This is a genomic window from Qipengyuania pacifica (assembly GCF_019711555.1).
Classification (GTDB): Bacteria; Pseudomonadota; Alphaproteobacteria; order Sphingomonadales; family Sphingomonadaceae; genus Qipengyuania; species Qipengyuania pacifica.
Genome location: NZ_JAIGNQ010000003.1, coordinates 324,731 through 346,605, shown reverse-complemented (window position 1 = coordinate 346,605; position 21,875 = coordinate 324,731). Strand labels below are relative to the sequence as shown.

The window sequence follows — 21,875 nt, the reverse complement described above, 5'->3', positions numbered from 1 at the left end:
TCATAGGCGTTTTTCGTAGAAGACGTTGAATTCCGTTTCGACATAATTGCCGTAGGCGCTTCTCCGAGCGAAGCCATTTCGCAGGTAGAGGCGGTTTGCCGGTTCGAAGACAGGTCCCGTTCCGGTTTCCAGCACCAAGAGTTTCAAAGACCTGTCCCGGGCGGCAAACGTGATCGCGTCCAGCAATGCCTGCCCCACACCGCGGCGAAGTGCCAGTTCCTTTGTACGCATGGACTTGATCTCGCCCATTGCCGACGAAAGCTGCATGAGCGCTCCAATGCCAAGCAACTCGCCGTCCTGCCTTGCATCGAAGACCGTCACATCGGGTCGTTCGAGGCCGCTGAGATCAAGGGCGAACGACGTTCCTGGCGGCGATGCATTATACATTTGCCGCTGATGCAGAGCGATTAGATCGCGAACATCGGCGTCGGCGAGGTTGGCGACGCCGACTTCCAAATCAGTCACCTGTCAGGATACGGTCGACCAGTTCCTTCACGGTCGGCGTGAAATTATTGGAATAGAACGGGTCTAGTTTGAAGCGATAGGCAGCATGCCCCGCAAAGGCGAGATTCTCGTCCGGATCGCCCCCATGGGCGATATCCTGGAGGGTCTTTTGAATACAGAAGCTTCGCGGATCGGCGAGCCGGCCGGTTGTGTGATTATCGTGATCTTTCCAGCTGCTGAACTGGCAGTGCGACAGACACCCCATACAGGCTTGCTGGTCCTCTCGAATTTGCTCAGCGCTTTCCGGGGTCACGAAGACCACTGTATCGTCGGGAGTTTTCAGCGGCTCGGAAAATCCTTCGTGCATCCACGACAGCGCCTTGCGCTGGTCGCCAGGATGAACCCAAAAATACTTGGCTTTACCGTGATCCGACAGTGGAACGGTGCCATCTTCCTCATCGCGCTTGAAAATTGGAATTTGCCGATCCGACCGATGCATCAGGTCGTAGAGGAAGGGGGTCTTTACCGCACTGGAATAAAAGCCTGTCGGGCTGAATTTGTGCAGCAGCACATCACCCGGTTCCACCGTGCGAAGCATGTCCTTCCAGATCTGCGGGATCGGGCTCTCATGCGTCAGCAACGGACGAGTTCCGAACTGGAACATGATCTTGCCGATTTCGGGATTGTCGATCCAGTCGTTCCATTCGCGCAGGAACCACACGCCGCCCGCCATGACGATGGCGGTATCTTCCGACACGCCTTCCTTGCGCATAGTCTCGCGCAGCGCAGCGACACGAGGGTATGGATCTTCAGGCTTGGTCGGATCTTCGGCGTTGGACAGGCCGTTATGTCCGCCGGCCAACCAGGGATCTTCATAGACCACGGCTGCCATGAGATCGGGAACCTTGGAGTAGCTGCGCTTCCACAATGCCCGAAAGGCACGGGCCGAGGAAACGATGGGCAGATAGTGGACGTTGTAACGCGCCGCGATTTCCGCAAGTTTATACGGCATACCTGCGCCGCAAGTCACGCCGGTGACCAATCCCGGGCAGTTTTCGAGCACACCTTCCAGAACCTGCTGCGCACCACCCATTTCCCACAGCACGTTGATATTGATGGCGCCCTTGCCACCGGAAATTTCATGGGCGCGCTTCACCTGTTCGGTCGCGCCGTCTATGGCATAACGAACCAGTTGCTCGAACCGCTCCTTACGCGTCGCCTGCGGGTAAACTTGGGGGATCGGATTGCCATCGTCGTCGTAGCTGTCAGCATTGACTGCGCTGACAGTTCCAATGCCGCCAGCGGCTGCCCATGCGCCGGAGCTCAGATGGTTGGTTGCGGAAACGCCCTTGCCACCTTCGACCAGTGGCCAGACTTCCTTGCCGCCATAGCTTATCGGCTCCAGACCCTTGAAACTCATTGGATTACGCTTTCTTTTCTTTGCGGGCGCCCTGCGCCTCGTTGCCCAGCGCGGCACGTTCGCCGCGGCATGGCTGTATCTCTCCGGGTTCCGGCCTCGTAGCGGCTGCCTTGAACTGTGCATAGTACCCGGCCAGTTCAGGCGAATCCTTGAAGGTGACGAGTTCATACCCTGCGGCTTTGAACTCGCAGCTTAACAGCAAGGGATCGATCCCGTGCTTGTCCGTCGCACGATCGATGTCGACCACGATCACCTGCCCACCTTTTCTTAAGGCAGGCCACATACGCCACAGGAATTCGTAAGGTTGTGCGATCTCATGATACATATGCACCATGAAGATGCGGTCGAAACTGTTTTCCGGCAGCTTGGGATCAGCTAGTTCGCCCTGCCGGATCGATACGTTTTCAAGCCTTTGCTTTTCGATCCGCCGGCCCAAATGGTTGAGAGCATCGCGATCGATATCCTGCGCCAACACCCGCCCATCCGCGCCAACCCGTTCCGCAAGTCGGACGGTGTAATAGCCGTTTCCAGCGCCAATATCGGCCACCGTCATTCCGTCTTCTATTTCGGCGAGGTCCATCACCGTCTTCGCTTCGCCGCGACTGTCTCGCTGGTCTTCAGTCGAAAACTGGTTCGAACCCAGGTCGGACACAGCCCTGTCTGGCTCAGGAAAGCGCGGCTCGTCGTCATCGACGAGAACCTGCCCCTTGCACGCGCCAAGCATGGCAAGCGGAAGGATCAAGGCCGCAACGGGTTTCAATCCTCATCCTCCACATCGACCGTCTCGCCAGTTACTCGCTGCGCCAAGGCAGCCGAAATGAACTGATCAAGCGCACCATCCAATACGTCATCCGGCGTCGGAGACTGCACACCGGTGCGCAGATCTTTCACCATTTGATACGGCTGGAGAACATAGGACCGGATCTGATGCCCCCACCCGATCTCGCTCTTCTCCTGATATTCCCCCGAAGCCGCGGCCTCGCGCTCTGCCATCTCGCGCTCGAAGAGGCGCGCTTTCAGCATGTTCATGGCGGTCGCACGGTTTTTGTGCTGGCTGCGATCGTTCTGGCTCGCGACGACGATGCCGGTGGGCTGGTGCGTGATCCGTACAGCTGAGTCGGTCGTGTTAACGTGCTGTCCGCCCGCTCCGGACGCGCGATAGGTATCGATCTTCAGATCCGATGGATTGATCTCGATGTCGATGTCGTCGTCGATCACGGGATATACCCATACCGAACTGAAGCTGGTGTGGCGCCGCGCGGAGCTGTCGTATGGGCTTATCCGAACGAGGCGGTGAACACCGCTCTCGGTCTTTGCATAACCATAGGCGTTCTCGCCCTTGATCAGCAGAGTCGCACTCTTGATCCCAGCCTGTTCGCCGGCCGCATATTCCACAGTTTCCACCTTGAAACCACGACGTTCCGCCCAGCGCGCATACATGCGCAGGAGCATATCCGCCCAATCCTGGCTTTCGGTACCGCCCGCGCCAGCGTTGATCTGGAGATAGGTATCGTTCCCGTCAGCCTCGCCTGAAAGCAAAGCCTGCACCTTGTCGCGATCGGCACGTTCGCCCAGACTCGCCAGAGTATCGAGCCCTTCGCGCTCCACATCGGCATCGCCTTCGGCTTCGCCCATTTCGACGAACTCCATGGCATCCGCCATTTCAGCCTCGATCTCGCGGACAGTATTGATCGCCGTTTCGAGGCGCTTCTGTTCTTGCGTGACAGCCTGCGCCTGCTTGGGATCGTCCCACAGATTGGGGTCCTGAACGCGCGCATCGAGCTCGTCGAGACGGCGTAACGCCCGCTCCCAGTCGAGCGACTGGCGGACCAGCGCCAATGCGGCTTCGATCCTTTCGATATGGGCCTGCCCTTCGGCACGCATGGAACTCTCCTGGCAAAAGATGTGCGGGCGCGCCGCCTAGCGCAGACGCGCGGCGCGGGGAAGATGCTGCAGGCGGCTTACTTGCGCGCGAGCGAACGCACCGCCGCGAGGCTGCGCGCCACATGTTCCTGTGGCTTCAGGTTCGAATAAGAAAAAGCCACCTTGCCATCGCGATCGATGACATAAGTCGTTCGGTCGCTCCATCCGGCCTTGTCTGCCCCGAGGCCCAGCGAAACATCATAGCGCTCGATCAGGTCCTTCGATGCAGTCGCCACGGGAAACTGGCCTGCGCAATGCTTGGCGGAGAATTCGCGCAACTGACTGGTATTGCCACCGGTCATGCCGATCACGGTGGCCCCTGCCTTGCGGAAGTCATCCATTGCCTCGGCGAAAGCCTGGGCCTCCAGATTGCAGCCCGATGTGAAAGCTGCCGGAAAGAAGTAGAGGACGACCGGCCCCTTTTTGAGCGAGGTGGCGAGATCGACCCGGATCGGCTTGCCTGCCATCGCGCCCTGCGCGGTAAACCGCGGTGCCTCCGCGCCTTTATCCAGGGCAGCAAGAGCGGGCGAAGCGGAAAGGCCGAGGGCGGCCGCAACGATGACTGTGCGCAGTATCTTCATGCACCTATAATGGACCTTCGAAGCGCCCCTGCCAAGCCGCGATCAATATATTCCGCCCTGCTCCTCGACGAAGTCGTCGGCACGGACGCCATCCTGGTTGGCCCGTGCACGCTGCGCACCCTGCCTCGCCAGACGAATGAGTTCGAGAATCTCATTACGCTTGGCTGCAATCTCGTCCGACCGTGTGGCGCGCGGTGGCTCCGTATCGGGCTTGAAAGCTTCCCAGATGATCGACGCTGTCGGCTCGTCCGAAGGCGTTCCTTCGAACACGCGCTTGCCGCTGCGACGATCAATCTTGACCATGCGGACGCCCGGCGGTGCAACGAAATCCTCGGCCTGCCAACGATCCTTCGTCGCCTCGATAAAGCGCTTCATGATTGTCGCAGCCGTATTGCCGCCCTGTACCCAACCCCCAAGATTGCGGGGCTGATCGAAACCGACGTACATACCTGCGATAATGTCGGGCGAGCCCCCGACAAACCATGCGTTGGTAGGTCCGTTGGTAGTGCCGGTCTTTCCGAAGAGCGGCAGGTCGAGGCTGCGCAGACGCACGGCTGTCCCGCGGGTTACGACGCCCTGCAGCATGTGAACCATCTGGAATGCAGTCCGCGGATCGAGCACCTGCCTGCCTGAAACTTCGAAACGCGGCATCGGCTGTCCATCCCATTCAGCCATGTTGCAGCCGGTGCAATTCCGACGATCGGTCCGATAGATTACCTTGCCGTCGCGATCCTGGACGTAGTCGATGACAGAACCATCATTCTGGCGTCCCCAATTGGCCAGTGCGGCATAGGCATTCACCATCCGCGCAACGGTCGTATCGCCGGCACCCAGGGCAAAGGAATAATACGGTTCGTATTTGCCGATGCCCATGCGGTCGATCGTCTTGATCACATTATCCATGCCGGTGTCGTCCGCGATATGAACCGTCATGAGGTTGCGGCTCTGTTCGAGACCCCACCTTAAAGTGTGAACACCGCCGCCCCCGCCACCGAAGTTGCGGAAGCATTTATCGCCGAGATTGGCGCCCTGCCACACGCAAAAGGTCTGGTCCGGGACCTGCGTGGCCGGCGTCATGCCGTGATCGAGCGCGGAAGCATAGACGAACGGTTTGATGGTCGAACCGGGCTGTCGAAGCGCCTGGGTCGCGCGATTAAAGCTGCCAAGTCGGCTATCGAAGCCGCCCTGCATGGCGAGGATGCGTCCGGTTTGTGGGGCTTCTGCCAGAAATGCGCCCGATACCTCGGGCACGCCGCGGATCGCATAACCGCTACCGGATTTGACCGCAGCAACAACATCGCCGACGGCCAGCGAAGAAGGCCCGCCCGACAAGGCGAACTCTTCGCCATCGGAAAAGCCAATCCGCCCGGGGGCAGTCACCACGCCCACACGCCAGTCTTCGTAATTGATCGAAATGTTCGATGAAGCCAACTGCGACGTCAGATCGCCATTGTCGGGATTGAGTGTCGCGATAGGCTTCGTAAAGCCGCGATTGCCATGATAGCTGATCAGCTGCTTGCGCAGCGCGTCGCGTGCCGCAAGCTGAAGCTCGGTATCCAGCGAAGTGCGCACCCACAGCCCACCAGCATAAACGCTGTTGCGGCCATCGTCTGCCGTCTCGCCGAACTTATCGATCAGTTGGCGGCGGACTTCTTCGAGAAAATAGCCGGCATCGGCAGAACGCTCGCTGCGCTGCTGGACGAGGCCCAGATCCTGACGTTTGGCCGCAGCGGCTTCTTGGGCCGTGACGAAATTGTTGGCGACCATCTGGTCGAGCACGAAGTTGCGGCGGGTGATAGCAAGGTCGTGATAGCGGGCGCGGCCGTAACGCTCGGGTGCCTTGGGCAGGATGGCCAGAAACGCCATCTCGTTCAAATCGAGATCACCGACATCCTTGTCGAAGTAAGCGCGAGCGGCAGCCTGCACACCGAAGCTGCGTCGCCCAAGCGGGATCTCGTTCAAATACAGTTCGAGGATTTCCTGCTTGGTCAGCACGCTTTCGATGCGTGTGGCGAGGACCATTTCCTTGAGCTTGCGGGTAACCGAATATTCGTCGCCCAGCAGCAGGTTTTTGGCGACCTGCTGGGTAATGGTCGAGCCACCCACCGCGCGCTGGCCAGAACCAAACTTCGTAGCATAATCGATTACCGCGTTCGCCGTTCCGGTAATATCCACCCCGCCGTGGCTGAAAAAGGTCTTGTCCTCGGCAGAAAGGAACGCGTCGATCAGTTTCTCCGGAAAATCCACATACTGGAGCTGGACGCGCCGTTCGCGGGCATAAGTGTTGACGATTTCGCCATCGATACCGCGCACTACCGTCGGCAACGGCGTTTCATATTCCAGCAGCGATTCGGCGTCGGGAAGATTGCGACCGAGCGTCGCCCATGCCAGCAGGAGCATGACGATGGCGAACCCGCCAAGGTAACATGCAAAGCGCAGCCTGCGGCTATGCGCCCAATTGTCATTGAACCAATCGATCAGGCGCTTGGGATCGCGCATGATGCGATAGCGATAGTATTGAAGGGCTGACTGCTCGGACATGGTATGGGATCGGCCTCTAGCACGCCAATTCTGTAATTCGCCAGAACGAAGAGTGTTAGCCGGTCAGCTTTCTTGCTGTCGCGCGAAATAAATGCGGATAGCCCGCGCCATGACTTCGGCGAACCGTGATCTACCTTCGGGAGAAGCAAGACGCTGCGCATCCTCTTCGTTAGTTATGAAGCCGCTTTCGAAAAGGATCGATGGTACGTCTGGCGCGCGTAAAACCTTCAGTGCTGCTGATCGGCGCGCCTGCGGATGAAAATCGATGACCCCGTCAGCCTCGCGAAGGATCAGCCGAGCAAGCTCGTCCGACTTTTCCTGCGTCCTGCGTTGCGATAATTCGACCAGTATGGTGCTTACAGCGTCGCTCTCACCGCCGACATCGACACCGTTCAGTCGGTCGGATGCATTCTCCCGTTCAGCGAAACGAGCAGCCGCCTGACTGGAAGCTTGGTTAGACAGCGTATAGATGCTGGCCCCCGTTACATCGGCAGCGTCTCCGGCACTATCGGCATGGATCGATATGAATAGATCGGCACCGAGCTTGCGCGCGATATCGACCCGCTCGGCATGAACAAGGTAGCGATCCTCGTCTCGCGTCAGTGCGACGCGGACCTCACCCCCTTTTTCGAGCTCGTCGCGCAGTGCCCTCGCCAGATCGAGCACGATAGTCTTTTCTCGATAGCCTTGACCCGCCGCCCCGGGATCATGTCCTCCGTGGCCGGCATCTATCACAACTAGTGGTGCGCTGTTCGCTCCCGCCACGTCTGGAAGCGCTTCTGGAGTATCCGTAACGGGAAGTTCGATATGAACGACGTAGCCCCGGCCTATCTCAGGCACGGGAATACGCACGGCTGTCATGGCGAGTACAGCCAGCACTGCGAGCGGCAGCAACGTCAGCAAAAGGATTTGCGCGCGCATCGTCATTACGGGCACGGTTACCGCCTTGTTATCCAATGACGCAATATGGTTGCCGTGCGAAACCCACGGTGCTAGCGATAGTTCATCGGTTACGAGGTGCCTCCGATCGGCGCGAATATTGCGCGACGAAGAGGGTCACCGAAAAAAGCCGTTCTTTTTCAGGCCACAACGGCTTCCGCCGTGAAAGCCCAAATTAATACAGGTTGATGCCGGACATGGCCCGTTTCTCCCCGATAACAGCAGCGCAGGCGATTGCCTTTGCCGCTATTTCGGGCCGGACAGCGCTGCAGATGCGCAAGGCAAGCTCGGCACTCACAAATACCCGGCCCCATGCAATTGCTGGAACTGGCCGGTTCACAAACACCGCGAAGCCCGGATCGGGCCGCGGACTTTCCAACAAAATACGCCGCGCAGATTCAGGTTCACACCTGTCCCGTCGCGGCTGGAGACATATCAATGGCAACGCGCATGCTAATCGATGCGCGCCACCAGGAAGAAACCCGGGTGGCGGTGCTCAAAGGCAACCGGATTGAGGAATTCGATTTCGAATCTGCCGATCACAAGCAGATCAAAGGAAACATCTATCTAGCTAAAGTAACCCGGGTCGAACCGTCGCTTCAGGCAGCGTTCGTCGATTTTGGCGGCAATCGTCACGGTTTCCTGGCTTTCAGCGAAATCCATCCCGATTATTACCAGATACCGAAGGAAGACCGCGAAGCCCTGCTCGCTGCGGAAGCCGAAGCTGCAGAAGAAGAGCAGCGACTGCGCGATGAGGAAGAGCAACGCGGCGAAATGCCGGGCGACGAGTACGACGCGGATGATGAAAGCTCCGAAGCCCTCGCCGAAGACCTTGCCGAAGATGGCCTCGAAGAAGTCGATACGTCCGACAAGGACGATGTTGCTACGATCGAAGAAGGCCACATGGAAAATGGCGACGATGACGATGATGATTCGTCCGATGAGGATTCCGACGAAGACGGTCGATCGCGAGGTCGCGATCGCAACCGCCGCGGCCGTGGACGCCGTCAGGGCAAAGGTGGCCGGAGCCGTGCCAAGGAAGTCGACGAAGCCCGCGCCAAGCGCATGGCGCTGCGCCGTCGCTACAAGATCCAGGACGTCATCCAGCGCCGCCAGGTTCTGCTCGTCCAGGTCGTCAAGGAAGAACGCGGCAACAAGGGTGCTGCATTAACGACATATCTCAGCCTGGCCGGGCGTTACACGGTCCTCATGCCGAACAGCAGTCATGGTGGCGGCATTTCCCGCAAGATCTCGTCGGCATCTGACCGCAAGCGGCTCAAGCAGGTCGTGTCAGATCTGAGCTTGCCCAAATCGATGGGCCTTATCGTTCGGACGGCTGGCCTCAGCCGCACCAAAACCGAAATCAAGCGCGACTTCGATTACCTCGCCCGCCTTTGGGATGAAATTCGCGAACGTACCTTGTCCTCCAGCGCGCCTGCGCTGATCCATTCGGACAGCGACCTTATCAAGCGCGCAATCCGCGACATCTACAATCGCGACATCGAAGAAGTCGTGGTCGAAGGTGAACCCGGTTACAAATCGGCCAAGGAATTCATGAAGCTGTTGATGCCCAGCCATGCACGGCGGGTTAAACAATATTCTGATCCGGTGCCTTTGTTCCAGCGCTACGGTGCGGAAGACGAACTGAAGGCCATGTACGATCCGGTCGTTCAACTTAAGTCGGGCGGATATCTCGTAATCAATCCGACCGAAGCGCTAGTGTCGATCGACATCAACTCCGGACGTTCGACCAAAGAGCACAATATCGAGCAGACGGCGCTTCACACCAATCTCGAGGCAGCGCGCGAAATCGCTCGCCAGCTGCGTCTGCGCGACATGGCTGGTCTGGTGGTCATCGATTTCATCGATCAGGAGCATCATTCGAACACCCGCAAGGTCGAAAAGGCGATGAAAGAAGCGCTCAAGAACGACCGTGCCCGTATTCAGGTCGGTCGTATCTCCAGCTTCGGCCTGATGGAAATGAGCCGCCAGCGTCTACGCACCGGCGTGCTCGAAGCGACCACTCGTGATTGTCCGCATTGCGATGGTACCGGTCTCGTCCGCACTGCATCTTCCGCAGGTCTGTCCGCCCTTCGCCTGATCGAAGACGAAGCGGCCAAGGGCAAGGGATCGATCATTCGCCTCGCCGCCAGCACCGAAGCGGCGATCTATCTCCTGAACGAAAAGCGCGCCGATCTCATGGAGATCGAACAGCGCTATGGCGTAACGGTCGAAGTCGTGCCCGAGGGTGAGGAAGAAGGCGCGAAGATGACCGTCTCGAGCCACGGGCCGAAGCCGAAAGATGCCCCGCGCTTCGAACCTATCGTTCAGGAAGACGACGACGAAGAAGAAGACCTGCCCGAGCAGGATGAGGAAACCGACGAGGACGAGAACGACGATGATCGTCCCCGCAAGAAGCGCCGCCGCCGACGCGGTGGCCGTGGCCGCAACAAGAACCGTCAGCGCGACGACGAAGACGGCGATGATGACGACGACGGCGACGAAGCTTCGGACGAGACGCGCGACGAAAGCGATGATGAAGACGGCGACGACAAGCCGAAGAAGCGCCGTCGCCGCAGTGGCCGTCGCCGTGGCGGACGTGGTCGCGGAAAGAAGTCGGACGATATGACTTCGGAAGACACCGATGAACTCGGTGAAGTTTCCGAAGCGGTCGTAGAAGACATGGCTGTTGTCGCTGGCCCCGAAGCCTCACCGGAAACGGCCGAGGCTGCTGCCGATACGGAAGCCGAAGAAAAACCGAAGCCCAAAAAGCGCGCGCCCCGCAAGAAGAAGGTCGAACCTGAAGCGGCAGCGGAACCGGAAGAGGCCGAAAAGCCCAAGCCGAAGAAGCGCGCACCGCGCAAGAAAAAGGCCGACGCCGAAGCACCTGCTGTCGAAGCTGCGCCCGAGCAGCCTGAAACGGCTATCGAAGAAGAAAAACCGAAGCGGACACGCCGGAAGGCTCCCGCCAAGAAGACGGCTGCCAAGGTCGAGGCTGAACCTGCGAGCGAAGCTTCGCAAGCACAGCCTGAAGCCGATCTGCCGGCAGCGCCGGACGCAGCCCCCGAACAGCCGAAAGAGGCCCCCGCGCCGAAGCGCGGCTGGTGGCAGCGGACTTTCGGAGACGACTAGGTCATGAAAAGGATCGGCGGGCCGATGGCTCGTCGATCCTTACGCCTTGCGCGCTACACCCCATTCCATCCACCCCATCACCTTGGGCGCCTTTTTAAGATAGGCCTGGCCGAGGGGTTCCACAGCGAAGCCTGCCGCTCGCAGGGCAGAGCCGATCGGGCGGGTCAGATGACAGCCGCCCGCCAATGGCTTCCACACCGGTTCGATCCGCTCCTGCCAGCGCGCGACAGCTGCGTCGGGCGCACGCCCATGTTCCAGGAACAGAAGCCTTCCATTTTGGGCTAGTATCCGTCGCAATTCGGATAGCACACTCGTGGGATCATCGACCGAACACAGTGTGTAGGTGCAGACTACAGTATCGAAAGATCCGTCCGGAAAAGGGATGTCCTCCCCTACACCTTGGCGAATATCGACGCTCCAACCCTTCGCGCGGGCGCGGTTACGAGCGCCGTCTAGAAGTTTCGCATGCGGGTCTATGCCCGAGAACGATGTGACCGCGTCGGCGTCGTAAAGTGCCTGATTGAGCCCGCCACCACAGCCGATCTCGAAAACCCGGCCTCGGGCGAGTGGCACGATCTGGCGCCGCCGCTTCTCGATCCCTTCTTGCCCGCATGCAGCCGTGATCACTCGCGGCATCACGTGGTCATCGTACCAGGCTTTCATCCCCACAGCGCAATATCCTCCGGTTGCGCGACAAATCGAAGGCTACGCTGTTTCTTGACGGCGACAAGTCGTTTCTTCCTGTCCGTAAAGGGTTGGCAGGCTGACGAGGGAACGGTGTGATCGCTTGCTTAGCCAGTGATATTCACCCTGCCCTCAGGCAGGAATTTCCGCTCCCTGCCAATCGAACAACTTCCCGCTGTCGCCTGGTTCGAGGCTATCGATCACAGCGAGCAGGTTGGCCGCCGCTTGCGCAGGGGGGACCACCTGACCATCCGGCAAGTTGGACTGGAACGGCGTGGAAAGGTCCGTATCGACGGTTCCAGGATGCAGGCCGACCACGACCGCACCCTTGTGCGTTCGTTTCATCTCGATCGCGAAATTCTTGATGAGCATGTTGAGCGCCGCCTTGCTGGCGCGGTAGCTGTGCCATCCACCCAGTCCATTGTCGGAAATGGATGCGACCCTGGCCGACAACGCGCCAAAGAACGCGCGCCCATCGCGCGGCAGCAGCGGCAGCATATGCTTGGCGATAAGCGCAGGTCCGATCGTATTGATGCGAAACGCTTCTTCCATGGCCTCTGCGCGGAGCTTGCGGAACGATCGCTCGGGCCCGGTCCCGTCGGCAAGTGTCAGAACACCGGTTGCGACCAGCACCATGTCGGGCGGATTTTCGGCCATATGCTCCGCCACAGCAGCAATCGAGCGCTCGTCAGCCAGATCGAACCGGAACCCGCGAAACCGACCGTCGACCGCCGTGCCCGAGCGGCTGCCCGCCCAGACCTCCGTGCCGCGATCTCCCAGAGCCGCGGCAAGCGCGTTCCCGATGCCACCACTCGCGCCAAAGATCGCGGCCCGGCGCACTGTCTTTTCTGCAGCCATGATATCTGTTCAGACCATTGCCCGGCCAAGCGGTTCCCGGCGTCTCTGTGCGGCAATTGCCGGGCCAAATCGTCGAATTGTGCATGCGCACGCCCTTGCACCGTGCGCCACAAGCGCTAATGGGTTTCACCAAGCAACAGGACCGATACTGCACATGGCGACCTTCACCCTTCCCAAGAATTCGAAGATCACCGGCAAGAGCCGCGACCACAAGGCCGAGGGCGGCGCGCGCATCCGCAAGTTCAAGATCTACCGATACGATCCCGACAGCGGCGAAAACCCGCGTTACGATACGTTCGAGATCGATCTGGACGATTGCGGCCCGATGGTCCTCGACGCTCTGTTCAAGATCAAGAACGAAATCGATCCGACGCTGACTTTCCGCCGGTCCTGCCGCGAGGGGATCTGCGGATCGTGTTCAATGAACATGAACGGGAAGAACGGTCTCGCCTGCACTACCGCTATCGAAGATCTGAAAGGTGAAGTGCGGATCACGCCGCTTCCCAGCATGGACGTGATCAAGGATCTCGTTCCCGACTTCACGCATTTCTATGCCCAGTATGCCAGCATCCGCCCTTGGCTGCAGACGGTATCGACGACCCCATCGGGCAAGGAACGTCTGCAGACGCCGGAACAGCGTGAAAAGCTGGACGGGCTCTACGAATGCATCCTGTGCGCCTGCTGTTCGACCGCATGTCCGAGCTACTGGTGGAATTCCGACAAATTCCTCGGCCCGGCAATCCTTCTGCAGGCCTATCGCTGGCTGGCGGACAGCCGCGACGAGATGACCGGCGAACGTCTCGACCAGCTCGAAGACCCGTTCCGCCTGTATCGTTGCCACACGATCATGAACTGCGCGAACGTCTGCCCCAAGGGGCTAAGCCCGGCGAAGGCGATTGCCGAAACCAAGAAGATGATCGCCGAACGCGCGATCTGATCCCTTGGCACTACCCGACGACGTTTTCGAACACGGTCCAGATCCGGAAAATCCCGGCTGGCGGCATTGGAACCTGATAGACCGGACGCTGTTCAACGGCTCGGTGATGGGCAAGCTCATCACCCGTGTGGACGATGACGGGAAAGCGCGCCTGCGCATGTTTCCTGAACGCCGCCATGAAAACCTGCAGGGCATCGTTCATGGCGCGGTGACGCTGTCGCTGATCGACATCAGCCTGTTTACCACCATGCACACGATCGGATCCGGCAATGCCGGTCCATCGGTGACAGTGGAACTTTCCACCCAGTTCGTCGGCGGCGGGAAACCCGATCGCCCGCTCGATGCGGTGTGCGAAATCGTTCGGGAGACTGGCAGCATGGTATTCGTGCGCGGTATCGTGGAACAGGAAGATCATACCGTTGCCAGCTTCTCCGGTATCGTAAAGAAGATGAAGCGTCGCCCTGCCTCATGACCGGTATGCTCACCCGCTACGAGCGGCTGGTCGCCGCTGGCGAATTGCGTTCCGATCCCGACCAGCGCCGCGCTGCCGAACAGCTGGACCGGCTGCAGAAGGATCTGGAGGCGGAAAGTTCAGGCGGTCTGCTTTCGCAATTGTTCCGCGCCAGAAAGGCTAACCCGCAGGGCGTCTACATGTGGGGGGGCGTTGGTCGCGGCAAATCCATGCTCATGGACCTCTTCGTCGAAACTCTGGGCATCGATGAAAAGCGACGCGTGCATTTCCACGAATTCATGCTGGAGGTCGATCGCCGCATTCGCGAGCGCCGTGAATCCGATCCGGGCGATCCGACTGGCAAGGTGGCTCGCGATATCGCGCAGGACGTGCGCTGCCTCGCATTCGACGAAATGGTCGTCAACAATACGGCCGATGCCGCGATCATGGCGCGGCTCTTCACGGCTCTTATCCGCGATCAGGGTGTTACGATCGTCACCACCAGCAACCGGCCTCCCCGCGATCTTTACAAGGACGGTCTGAACCGCTCCCTCTTCCTGCCCTTCATCGACCTGATAGAGGCAGATCTCGATGTCGTTTCGCTCAACGGGCCTACCGACTACCGAATGGACCGGCTGGGGGACATCGCAACCTGGCATTCCCCGCTCGGGGATGATGCCACTGCGCAGGTGCGCGAAGCTTTCTTCCGCCTGACCGATTACAAGCCGGAAGATGCCGCCAACGTGCCCAGCGCCGATCTCGATCTCGGTGGCGGGCGGACCTTGCACGTCCCCAAAAGCCTCAAGGGCGTGGGTGTTTTCAGCTTCAAGCGGTTATGCGGCGAAAATCGCGGGGCGGCAGACTATCTCGCCATCGCACATGCCTACCATACTGTGATCGTTGTCGGAATTCCCGCCATGTCGCCCGACAACCGGAACGAGGCCATCCGGTTCACCAAGCTGGTCGATGCGCTCTACGAAAACAATGTGAAGCTGTTTGCCACGGCTGCCGCCGAACCGGAAAACCTGTATACCGCCGGCGACGGTGCGTTCGAATTCGAACGGACCGTAAGTCGCCTGAAGGAAATGCAGAGCAGCGACTACATGGCTCGCGGTCACGGCGTCGCCTAAGCCTGCCGGGGCAGTTACAACGGTGTTTCTTGACGGCTCTCTCGTCGGTCCCACATCAGGCGCATACCGGCGTTAACACCCCGCCGATGTGAGACTTTGACCATGATCGATATTCGTCCTTTCGCTTCCCTTGGGCACGCCAATCATGGCTGGCTCGATGCGCGTCATCACTTCAGCTTTGCCAATTATCATGATCCCGACCGTATGGGGTGGGGCAACATCCGGGTCTGGAACGATGACACGATTCAGGGTCAATCCGGGTTCCCCCCGCATCCGCACCGCGACATGGAGATTGTCACTTTCGTGCGCACCGGAGCGATCACTCACCGTGACAGCCTGGGTAACGAAGGCCGCACCGCCGCCGGCGATGTTCAGGTGATGAGCGCAGGCACCGGTATCACCCATGCCGAATACAATCTGGAAAGCGAAGACACCACGCTGTTCCAGATCTGGATCATCCCTGATCGTACGGGCGAAAAGCCGGGCTGGGGTCAGCGCGAATTTCCGAAAGCGACGCGCGAAGGCGGGTTTGCCGTTCTTGCGAGCGGCACGCCCGAAGCCGACGATGCCCTCCCCATTCGTACCGACGCCAAGGTTGCCGCAACGACACTCGCTGCTGGACAGACCGCCACATGGACCACGTCGGGCGAACGCCACCAGTATCTCGTTGCCCCCACGGGACGGGTAAAGGTCAACGGGATCGAAGCTCAACCGCGTGATGGCATCGCCGTGAGTGGCGAGACGGAAATCGTTGTCGAAGCGCTCGAAGACGCCGAGATCGTGCTGGTCGACGCGCGCTAAGCGCTCGGCTTGAGATGACGAAGCGAACGCTCCAGCATCAGCAATTGCCATAGGACGCGGCCATGATCGGACCGCCCCGAAATATGTTCGTCCGCAAGCCGTGATAGCGCCTTGCGGGCGAACAGTCCGTTGCCCGTGAGCAGTTCGCTGGATGCAATCGCCCTCGCCTCGCTAGCCAGCGGTCCACGAAACCATTCCGCCAGCGGCGTGACGAAACCCTGCTTCTGCCGATACAATATGTCGTCGGGCAGGTAGCGCTCCATCGTGCGCTTCATGAGCCATTTGCCGCTCGTACCGCGTAGACGCTCACGGTGCGGCAGGCGCGCACCGAATTCGATCAGGCGATGATCCAGCAGCGGCTCGCGCGCCTCCAGTCCTACTGCCATACTCGTCCGGTCGGTCTTGGTCAGGATGTCTCCGGGCAGCCAGAACTTGAGATCGGCATATTGCGCCCGGTCGAGACCGCTTCGCGCAGGCGCATCTCGCATCAGCTTTTCCAGCGGTTGCTCCGCCCGATAATCGCCACGTTCGCGCAGGAACGCCGCATGATAAAGCAATTCGCGCTGCTCGGGCGAAAGGATCGCTAGGGCTCGTGCATAGCCAGCTTCACCGCTGCCCCCGAGAGACAGCAGGGTAGTTTTCGCGCGCAGCGGGCGCGGTGCCCAGTCTGCTTTCGGCCACAGACGTCCGAGCGTTCCGAACATCGGTTCGCGCAGCCCACTCGGTAGAACGGAGCGCACCTGCTCTTCGCGTGCATGGAATGCCTGACGTCGATATCCGGCGAAAGCTTCATCGGCCCCATCGCCCGACAATGCCACTGTCACATGTTCGCGCGCCAATTCGCATACCCGTAAGGTCGGCAGCGCGCTCGCATCCGCGAATGGCTCGTCGAAGATCGCCGCGATCCGGTCGATATCGCCGAACTGGGCGGAGGATACGATCCGTTCGTGGTGGTCGGTGGCGAACAGTTCGGCGACCTGTCGCGCGTAAGCCGTCTCATCGACACTTTCGACATCGAACCCGATGGAACAGCTGGTGACGGGCGCGGCGCTGCTCTCGCTCATCAGCGCGACGACGGATGAACTGTCTACGCCTCCGGACAGAAACGCGCCCAGAGGAACGTCGGAAACCATTCTGCTCGTCACGCCTTCGCGCATCAGGTGGAGAAGCTGCGCGGAGAGGTCTTCGGTTCGCCCGGTCTCACGCCTGGTAAAATCCATATCCCACCATTGCTGGGGCGGGCCAGGCGCGCGGCCATGATCCAGTAGCAGGAAATGTCCTGCCGGAAGCTTCTCAACCCCTTTCAGAATGGCGCGATGATCGGGCACATAGCCCCACGTCATGTAATCTTCGATCGCCAGCGGATCGATCACTCGGCGCATCAGCGGATTGGCCAGAAGGCCCTTCATTTCGCTGGCGAAGGCGAGCGCGCCGCCCTCCAGTTGCGCCAGATAAAGCGGCTTCACCCCGAAACGGTCGCGGGCGAGGAAAAGCTGCCGCCGGTCGATGTCGTAGAGCGCAAATGCGAACATCCCATCGAGCCGGGACAGGCAATCCACTCCCCATTTCTGCCAGGCGGCAAGAATGGTCTCGGTATCGCCATCGGTCCGGAAATGTGCTCCGCCGCGCTCCAGTTCGCGGCGCAGTTCGCGATAATTGTATATCTCGCCGTTGAACGCGATCACGGCGCGCCCGTCCGCCGAACGCATGGGCTGTGGGGATCCGTCGAGATCGATGATCGACAGGCGTCTGTGACCAAGTCCGACGCCCGGTGCAGTCCAGACGCCGCTACCGTCGGGACCGCGGTGCGCCAACGCGTCGGTCATCCGTTCGACCCGCTTGGGATCGACCGGTTTTACCGTCTCGTAATGGAAAATCCCGGCGATCCCGCACATATGCGAGCGGGCCTAGCCGAGCCGCGGCATTACGGCAAAGACCAAAGCGGCAGTAAGTGTCGCGCCAAGGACAAGCGCGGGACTGGCACCGTTCCTCTCCAGCCGTTGCAACATTGGCAGGGCCGAAACCTGCTGCGTGCTCCAGCCTGCCTCTTCCGGCTCGCGCTCGAACCAGCGCCACGCCACTCCCAGAACCAGGGCGATGACAATACCGAAGAAGAACCAGCCGTAGACGATATGGTCGAAACTGCCGGCGGCTTCCGCGCCGACATACTGAGCAATGAAAATCGTTGCCCATGCCCGAATGCCGTTGGCCACGATCGGCACGATCACGCAGGCCAGCAGGAACAGGATGCGGCGTTTCCAGCTCGCAAAGCAGCTGTATGCAACCAGCACCCCAAGCGCGACCATGGCAACGAGGAACTTCACCCCCGAACATTCCTCCGCCACGATAAACAGTCCGGCAGGCGTGTCGATATGGATGCCATCTGCCACCGTTTCGACACCGCTGAACCGTGTGAGTGCGGTCGCCATTTCTGCGGTGACATACTGCAAAGGCGGAATGATTTCGTCTCCGAAAGGAACGAGGAAGAACATGTAGGCCAGAGGAAAGGCGAGGATGAGCCCAACTCTGAGGCCGACTATCCCGCAGGTCGCACCCTGGAATGCCAAGATCACGCCCAGTTGCGCGATCAGATTGATGTCAGCCGACCGACCGGCGAAGCAGATGGCAAGACCAAGCAGACACCAAAGAAAGCCCGGCCACCAGCCCCGGGCCTCGACCCGTGCCACTTCATCCCGGCGTATCCAGACGAGCCATGCCAGTATGGGCAGGATCAGGAGGATATGGCTGTAGGTGTCGATGTTCCACCATTGATGGGCCATCGCCGACCATTCCCTCAGCGTAGCTGCGAACAGCCCCGCCCAACCCAGTGCAAGCAGCACCGCGATGCGGCCGCGGCCCGCAGCATATTGTCCGGCGATGGCAAGGTCAGGCTGCATTGCGTCCAGTGTCGCCGCTCACGAGCAAACGCTCAAGTTCAATGTGGACGCTGTTCCAGCTCATGTTCGCCAGCACAAAATCGCGGGCGGCCCTGCCCATCTCGGCGCGCGTGCCTTCATCCGCCAGCAGCGTCGCGATCCGCCGCAGCATTTCAGGCGCATCGGGGTGTGCCACCGCAAAGTGAAAATCGTCCTGTGCTTCTATTCCGGTGGCCGCACCCGGCGTCAGCACAATCGCCTTCGCCATGGCCATGGCCTCCAGAACCTTGTTCTGCACCCCGCGTGCTATCAGCAGCGGCGCCACGACGAGATCGGCAGATTTCAGGAAAGGCCGGATGTCCGATACCTCCCCCCATACGCGCACGCCGTTTTCGCCATGCCGGTTCCTGAGGCTCGCCACAGGTGCACGTCCGACGATATGAAAACGCGCCCGATCATGCATTTTGCGGAGTTCGGGCATGACATTCTCTATCATCCATTCCGCCGCAGCCACATTGGGGGGATAGTCCATCTGACCCGTAAACAGCAGCTGGGGCCCCTCCCCCTCTTCCAGGTCAGGCTGCACCGCAACATGTGCCGGATCGAAGAATTCGGCATCGATCCCATTGCCCAGCGCCCGAACATTGATCTCTTCCGACCCATCTAGGCGTGACCGGAAAAGCGCGGCCTCGCTATCGCTGATCAGCAAGGTGGTATCCGCACGGTTGGCCAACCGCATCTCTTCTGTCGCAAGCAGCCGCCCCTCGCGGCGATTGATCCAACTGCGCTGACCGGCGTCGGCATAGGCTTTGAACTTGGCGCTATCCACATCGCACAGATCGATCACGACCCTACCCGCGAAGTCGTCCGGAATGTACTGCCCCATCTGGCTCGAAAAGACGAAAATCGTGTCGATCCGGTGGTTGCCCAAAGTCTTGGCAACGTAGCGGCGCATGGCAGCGTGATCGAAGGCGGTGAGGCTTACCGGCTTACCCTTCAACACCGCCTCGATACCCGCCTGCGGCAGTGGCTTGGTTCGTTCGATCAGCGCATGTGTTTTTGCAACCAACGCAAGCGCACTCTTCTGCGCCATATCCTGCGATGTTTCGCCAAAGGTGCCCACATGCACAGGCCCCAGCTTCGCCAACCCCTTGAGCAAGTGATGCGAGCGGATCTTGTCGCCCCGATCCGGCGGAAAGGGGACGCGGTGCGCAAGGAACAGGATCTCTCCCATGTCAGCCCAGCCCACGCGCGATCCAGGGACCAAGCCGGTTCGCGATCGGCAAAGGCAACCGCTTCCAAAGAGCGATCTTGGCGGAATAGCCCTCATCAGTCGGATCGACATTTCGCGCTGATGTCCCCGGCGCCGACCAGGCAAAGTAGGTCAAGGGCTGCGGTTCGAACCCCCAGTTCTTCTTGAACGCGAACGGCCCGCTTCCGACTTTCGAGCGCCCGAAATCGAAACGAACGCATCCCCTCCTGCGGGCGTGACACATCAGTTCGTAATACATCCGCTCATTGGCGCGCATATTGCGCGCCGCCCAGGTTCCGCCGCCCCAGAACGGCATGACCGTTTCGTCATGATAGAGGGACAGCACACTTGCCACTGGAAGGCCTTGCTGGCGGACCGTCAGAATGTCCGCATCATCTCCGAAGATGTCCAGAACAGCATCGAAAAGACTGCGCGGGAATACCGGCGTCCCGAGATTGCGCACGCTTTCGGCGTAAACGGCGTAATGGGCGGATCGCTCCTGCCCGTCACTTCCGATGCTCACCGAAAGGTCATTCGCCAACCCCTTGCGAACTTCAGCGCGTGCTTTCCTGGGAATGGCGAGCAATTGCGCATCATCGTCTTCCGCCAGATCCGCAGCGAAGTTTGCATGCTTGCCATCGATAACCAGCCAATCGGCTGAAGCGGTTCCGCCGCGCAATTCAACTGTTGAGGCGGAACGACGCAGCGCAATTTCCTGCGCCGCCCGGCACAATTTCTCGGTGTCTTCGGTGCGCGCGGCTAATACCCCGCCTCCTACGCCGAAACCGCTCGATACCAAGGCGCGCCCGAAGATCGCCGAATGAATCTCGGTTAGCGGCAACCAGCCTTCGAGGCCGCAACCGCGCTCCAGCATCAGCCCCACCGCCGAATTGCCCGTGCCCCGCTCGACCGCTTGCAGCCATGCCGGACGGTGAAAGACGCTGCCACCGCGTTCCGCTACAAAGCGTTCGATCCGTGCCACCTCGGCCTTGTCGCCCAAGTCCGTCTGCCGAATGGTCGCAGTGTGCCTGATCGGGGCGTTCATGCGGCCCACTTCACGCTGCGCGATCTTTCCTTTGCCGCGAGCTCGTCCATTCTACCCCAGGCAAAATCGCCGAGCAGGTCGGACAACTTGCCAGCCATTCTGGATAGATTGGTGTAATGCCTCAATCGCGATCGCACCGATGCGTTGGACACGCGCGGTTGGTCGGGATCGACCTCCCATGGATGGAAATAGAATACCGCGGGTCGGTGATCGGAATTGACCTGCCTTATCGCCCAGCGGGTGAAGCTGTAGGGGAGTACGCGAAAGAAGCCGCCACCGCCTGCTGCAAGGCGGCGTTTACCCAAAAGCGCAGTTGTGACCGGAATTTCGACGAGATCACTGCCCGGCACGGGGTCAAATGCGAAACGCGGCGCTTCGCGCCAACCATAGTGATCGTGGACTACCGGAGCGACCGATGACGAATAGGCATAGCCATGCTCTGCCAGGACTTCATGCGCCCATGGATTGCGCGCGTCGATAGAGAAGCTGGGGGCACGATACCCGGTAACGGCTGTTCCGCTGGCATCTTCCAGAATTGAGCGCGCCTTGGCAATGTCGGCGGAGAACTGGTTGCGCGTGAGGGTGAATACCCGTGTGTGATCGTAACCGTGGCTAGCCAATTCGTGCCCCCGGTTGACAATCGACTGCATCGCTGCACGGTTCCGCTCTGCCACCCAGCCCAGTGTGAAGAAGGTCGCTTTCACCCCGGCTTCGTCGAACAGGTCGAGAATGCGTGCGACGTTGTCCCCCACACGCAGTTCCAGTCCATCCCAATCTGCACGCGAGATGGTGTTTTCGAACGCGCCGACCTGAAACCAGTCTTCCACGTCGACCGAGAGGCCGTTGACGATCATACTGTCG

General features: G+C 60.1%; 20 protein-coding genes. 5 read left to right on the top strand and 15 right to left on the bottom strand.

The genetic code is table 11. The features are described 5' to 3' along the window. The 8 genes from K3177_RS11375 to K3177_RS15485 form a co-directional block, all read right to left on the bottom strand. On the bottom strand, positions 1-465 hold the full coding sequence (locus tag K3177_RS11375; RefSeq protein ID WP_345725397.1) for a GNAT family N-acetyltransferase: 465 nt from the start codon (positions 463-465) through the stop codon (positions 1-3). Continuing rightward, on the bottom strand, positions 458-1,864 hold the full coding sequence (locus K3177_RS11370) for an NAD(P)H-dependent flavin oxidoreductase (RefSeq protein WP_103023748.1): 1,407 nt from the start codon (positions 1,862-1,864) through the stop codon (positions 458-460). Before K3177_RS11370 ends, K3177_RS11375 begins: the two co-directional genes overlap by 8 nt. Before the next feature lie 4 nt (positions 1,865-1,868). After that, entirely contained in the window at positions 1,869-2,588 is a 720-nt protein-coding gene (locus tag K3177_RS11365; RefSeq protein WP_196848082.1) for a class I SAM-dependent methyltransferase, read from the bottom strand. 32 nt (positions 2,589-2,620) lie between these two features. Next, positions 2,621-3,748, bottom strand: coding sequence for a peptide chain release factor 2 (gene prfB / locus K3177_RS11360; RefSeq protein ID WP_221598347.1), 1,128 nt, complete (start codon positions 3,746-3,748; stop codon positions 2,621-2,623). Positions 3,749-3,825: 77 nt separating this feature from the next. Continuing rightward, a complete protein-coding gene (locus K3177_RS11355; RefSeq protein WP_221598346.1) occupies positions 3,826-4,368 on the bottom strand; it encodes a peroxiredoxin in 543 nt (180 codons plus the stop codon). Positions 4,369-4,410: 42 nt separating this feature from the next. After that, positions 4,411-6,909, bottom strand: coding sequence for a penicillin-binding protein 1A (locus tag K3177_RS11350; protein ID WP_221598345.1), 2,499 nt, complete (start codon positions 6,907-6,909; stop codon positions 4,411-4,413). A gap of 63 nt (positions 6,910-6,972) precedes the next feature. After that, the gene (locus K3177_RS11345) at positions 6,973-7,836 is read right to left on the bottom strand and encodes an N-acetylmuramoyl-L-alanine amidase family protein (RefSeq protein ID WP_221598344.1); all 864 of its coding nucleotides are present in this window, start codon (positions 7,834-7,836) and stop codon (positions 6,973-6,975) included. 187 nt (positions 7,837-8,023) lie between these two features. Then, positions 8,024-8,146, bottom strand: coding sequence for a hypothetical protein (locus tag K3177_RS15485; protein ID WP_282099650.1), 123 nt, complete (start codon positions 8,144-8,146; stop codon positions 8,024-8,026). 140 nt (positions 8,147-8,286) lie between these two features. Between K3177_RS15485 and K3177_RS11340 the strand changes: the two genes are divergently transcribed. Next, positions 8,287-10,980: an Rne/Rng family ribonuclease gene (locus K3177_RS11340; protein ID WP_221598343.1), complete on the top strand. Its 2,694-nt coding sequence runs from the start codon at positions 8,287-8,289 to the stop codon at positions 10,978-10,980. A 39-nt stretch (positions 10,981-11,019) separates the two neighbouring features. Here K3177_RS11340 and K3177_RS11335 read toward each other — a convergent pair whose 3' ends face one another. Further along, a complete protein-coding gene (locus K3177_RS11335; RefSeq protein WP_247714433.1) occupies positions 11,020-11,643 on the bottom strand; it encodes a class I SAM-dependent methyltransferase in 624 nt (207 codons plus the stop codon). 153 nt (positions 11,644-11,796) lie between these two features. Next, positions 11,797-12,522: an SDR family NAD(P)-dependent oxidoreductase gene (locus K3177_RS11330; protein WP_221598342.1), complete on the bottom strand. Its 726-nt coding sequence runs from the start codon at positions 12,520-12,522 to the stop codon at positions 11,797-11,799. A 154-nt stretch (positions 12,523-12,676) separates the two neighbouring features. Here K3177_RS11330 and K3177_RS11325 point away from each other — a divergent pair, with 154 nt between their 5' ends. From K3177_RS11325 to K3177_RS11310, 4 genes are all read left to right on the top strand, one after another. Beyond that, positions 12,677-13,459 (top strand): succinate dehydrogenase iron-sulfur subunit, encoded by a 783-nt coding sequence (locus K3177_RS11325; protein ID WP_103023741.1) that lies wholly within the window; start codon positions 12,677-12,679, stop codon positions 13,457-13,459. A 4-nt stretch (positions 13,460-13,463) separates the two neighbouring features. Continuing rightward, positions 13,464-13,931: a PaaI family thioesterase gene (locus K3177_RS11320; RefSeq protein ID WP_221598341.1), complete on the top strand. Its 468-nt coding sequence runs from the start codon at positions 13,464-13,466 to the stop codon at positions 13,929-13,931. After that, positions 13,928-15,040: a cell division protein ZapE gene (gene zapE / locus K3177_RS11315; RefSeq protein WP_221598340.1), complete on the top strand. Its 1,113-nt coding sequence runs from the start codon at positions 13,928-13,930 to the stop codon at positions 15,038-15,040. Before K3177_RS11320 ends, zapE begins: the two co-directional genes overlap by 4 nt. Positions 15,041-15,142: 102 nt before the next feature. Next, entirely contained in the window at positions 15,143-15,841 is a 699-nt protein-coding gene (locus tag K3177_RS11310) for a pirin family protein (RefSeq protein WP_221598339.1), read from the top strand. Here K3177_RS11310 and K3177_RS11305 read toward each other — a convergent pair. The 5 genes from K3177_RS11305 to K3177_RS11285 are packed head-to-tail and all read right to left on the bottom strand — an operon-like array spanning position 15,838 to position 21,868. Further along, positions 15,838-17,736: an XrtA/PEP-CTERM system amidotransferase gene (locus K3177_RS11305; protein WP_221598338.1), complete on the bottom strand. Its 1,899-nt coding sequence runs from the start codon at positions 17,734-17,736 to the stop codon at positions 15,838-15,840. The genes K3177_RS11310 and K3177_RS11305 overlap by 4 nt on opposite strands. A gap of 12 nt (positions 17,737-17,748) precedes the next feature. Then, positions 17,749-18,738: an exosortase A gene (xrtA, locus tag K3177_RS11300; RefSeq protein ID WP_221598337.1), complete on the bottom strand. Its 990-nt coding sequence runs from the start codon at positions 18,736-18,738 to the stop codon at positions 17,749-17,751. Next, on the bottom strand, positions 18,728-19,966 hold the full coding sequence (locus K3177_RS11295; RefSeq protein WP_345725396.1) for a TIGR03087 family PEP-CTERM/XrtA system glycosyltransferase: 1,239 nt from the start codon (positions 19,964-19,966) through the stop codon (positions 18,728-18,730). Before K3177_RS11295 ends, xrtA begins: the two co-directional genes overlap by 11 nt. Continuing rightward, on the bottom strand, positions 19,953-21,014 hold the full coding sequence (locus K3177_RS11290; protein ID WP_221598336.1) for a FemAB family XrtA/PEP-CTERM system-associated protein: 1,062 nt from the start codon (positions 21,012-21,014) through the stop codon (positions 19,953-19,955). Before K3177_RS11290 ends, K3177_RS11295 begins: the two co-directional genes overlap by 14 nt. Continuing rightward, positions 21,011-21,868, bottom strand: coding sequence for an XrtA system polysaccharide deacetylase (locus K3177_RS11285; protein ID WP_221598529.1), 858 nt, complete (start codon positions 21,866-21,868; stop codon positions 21,011-21,013). The genes K3177_RS11290 and K3177_RS11285 overlap by 4 nt, the downstream gene beginning before the upstream one ends. Positions 21,869-21,875 lie beyond the last annotated feature (7 nt).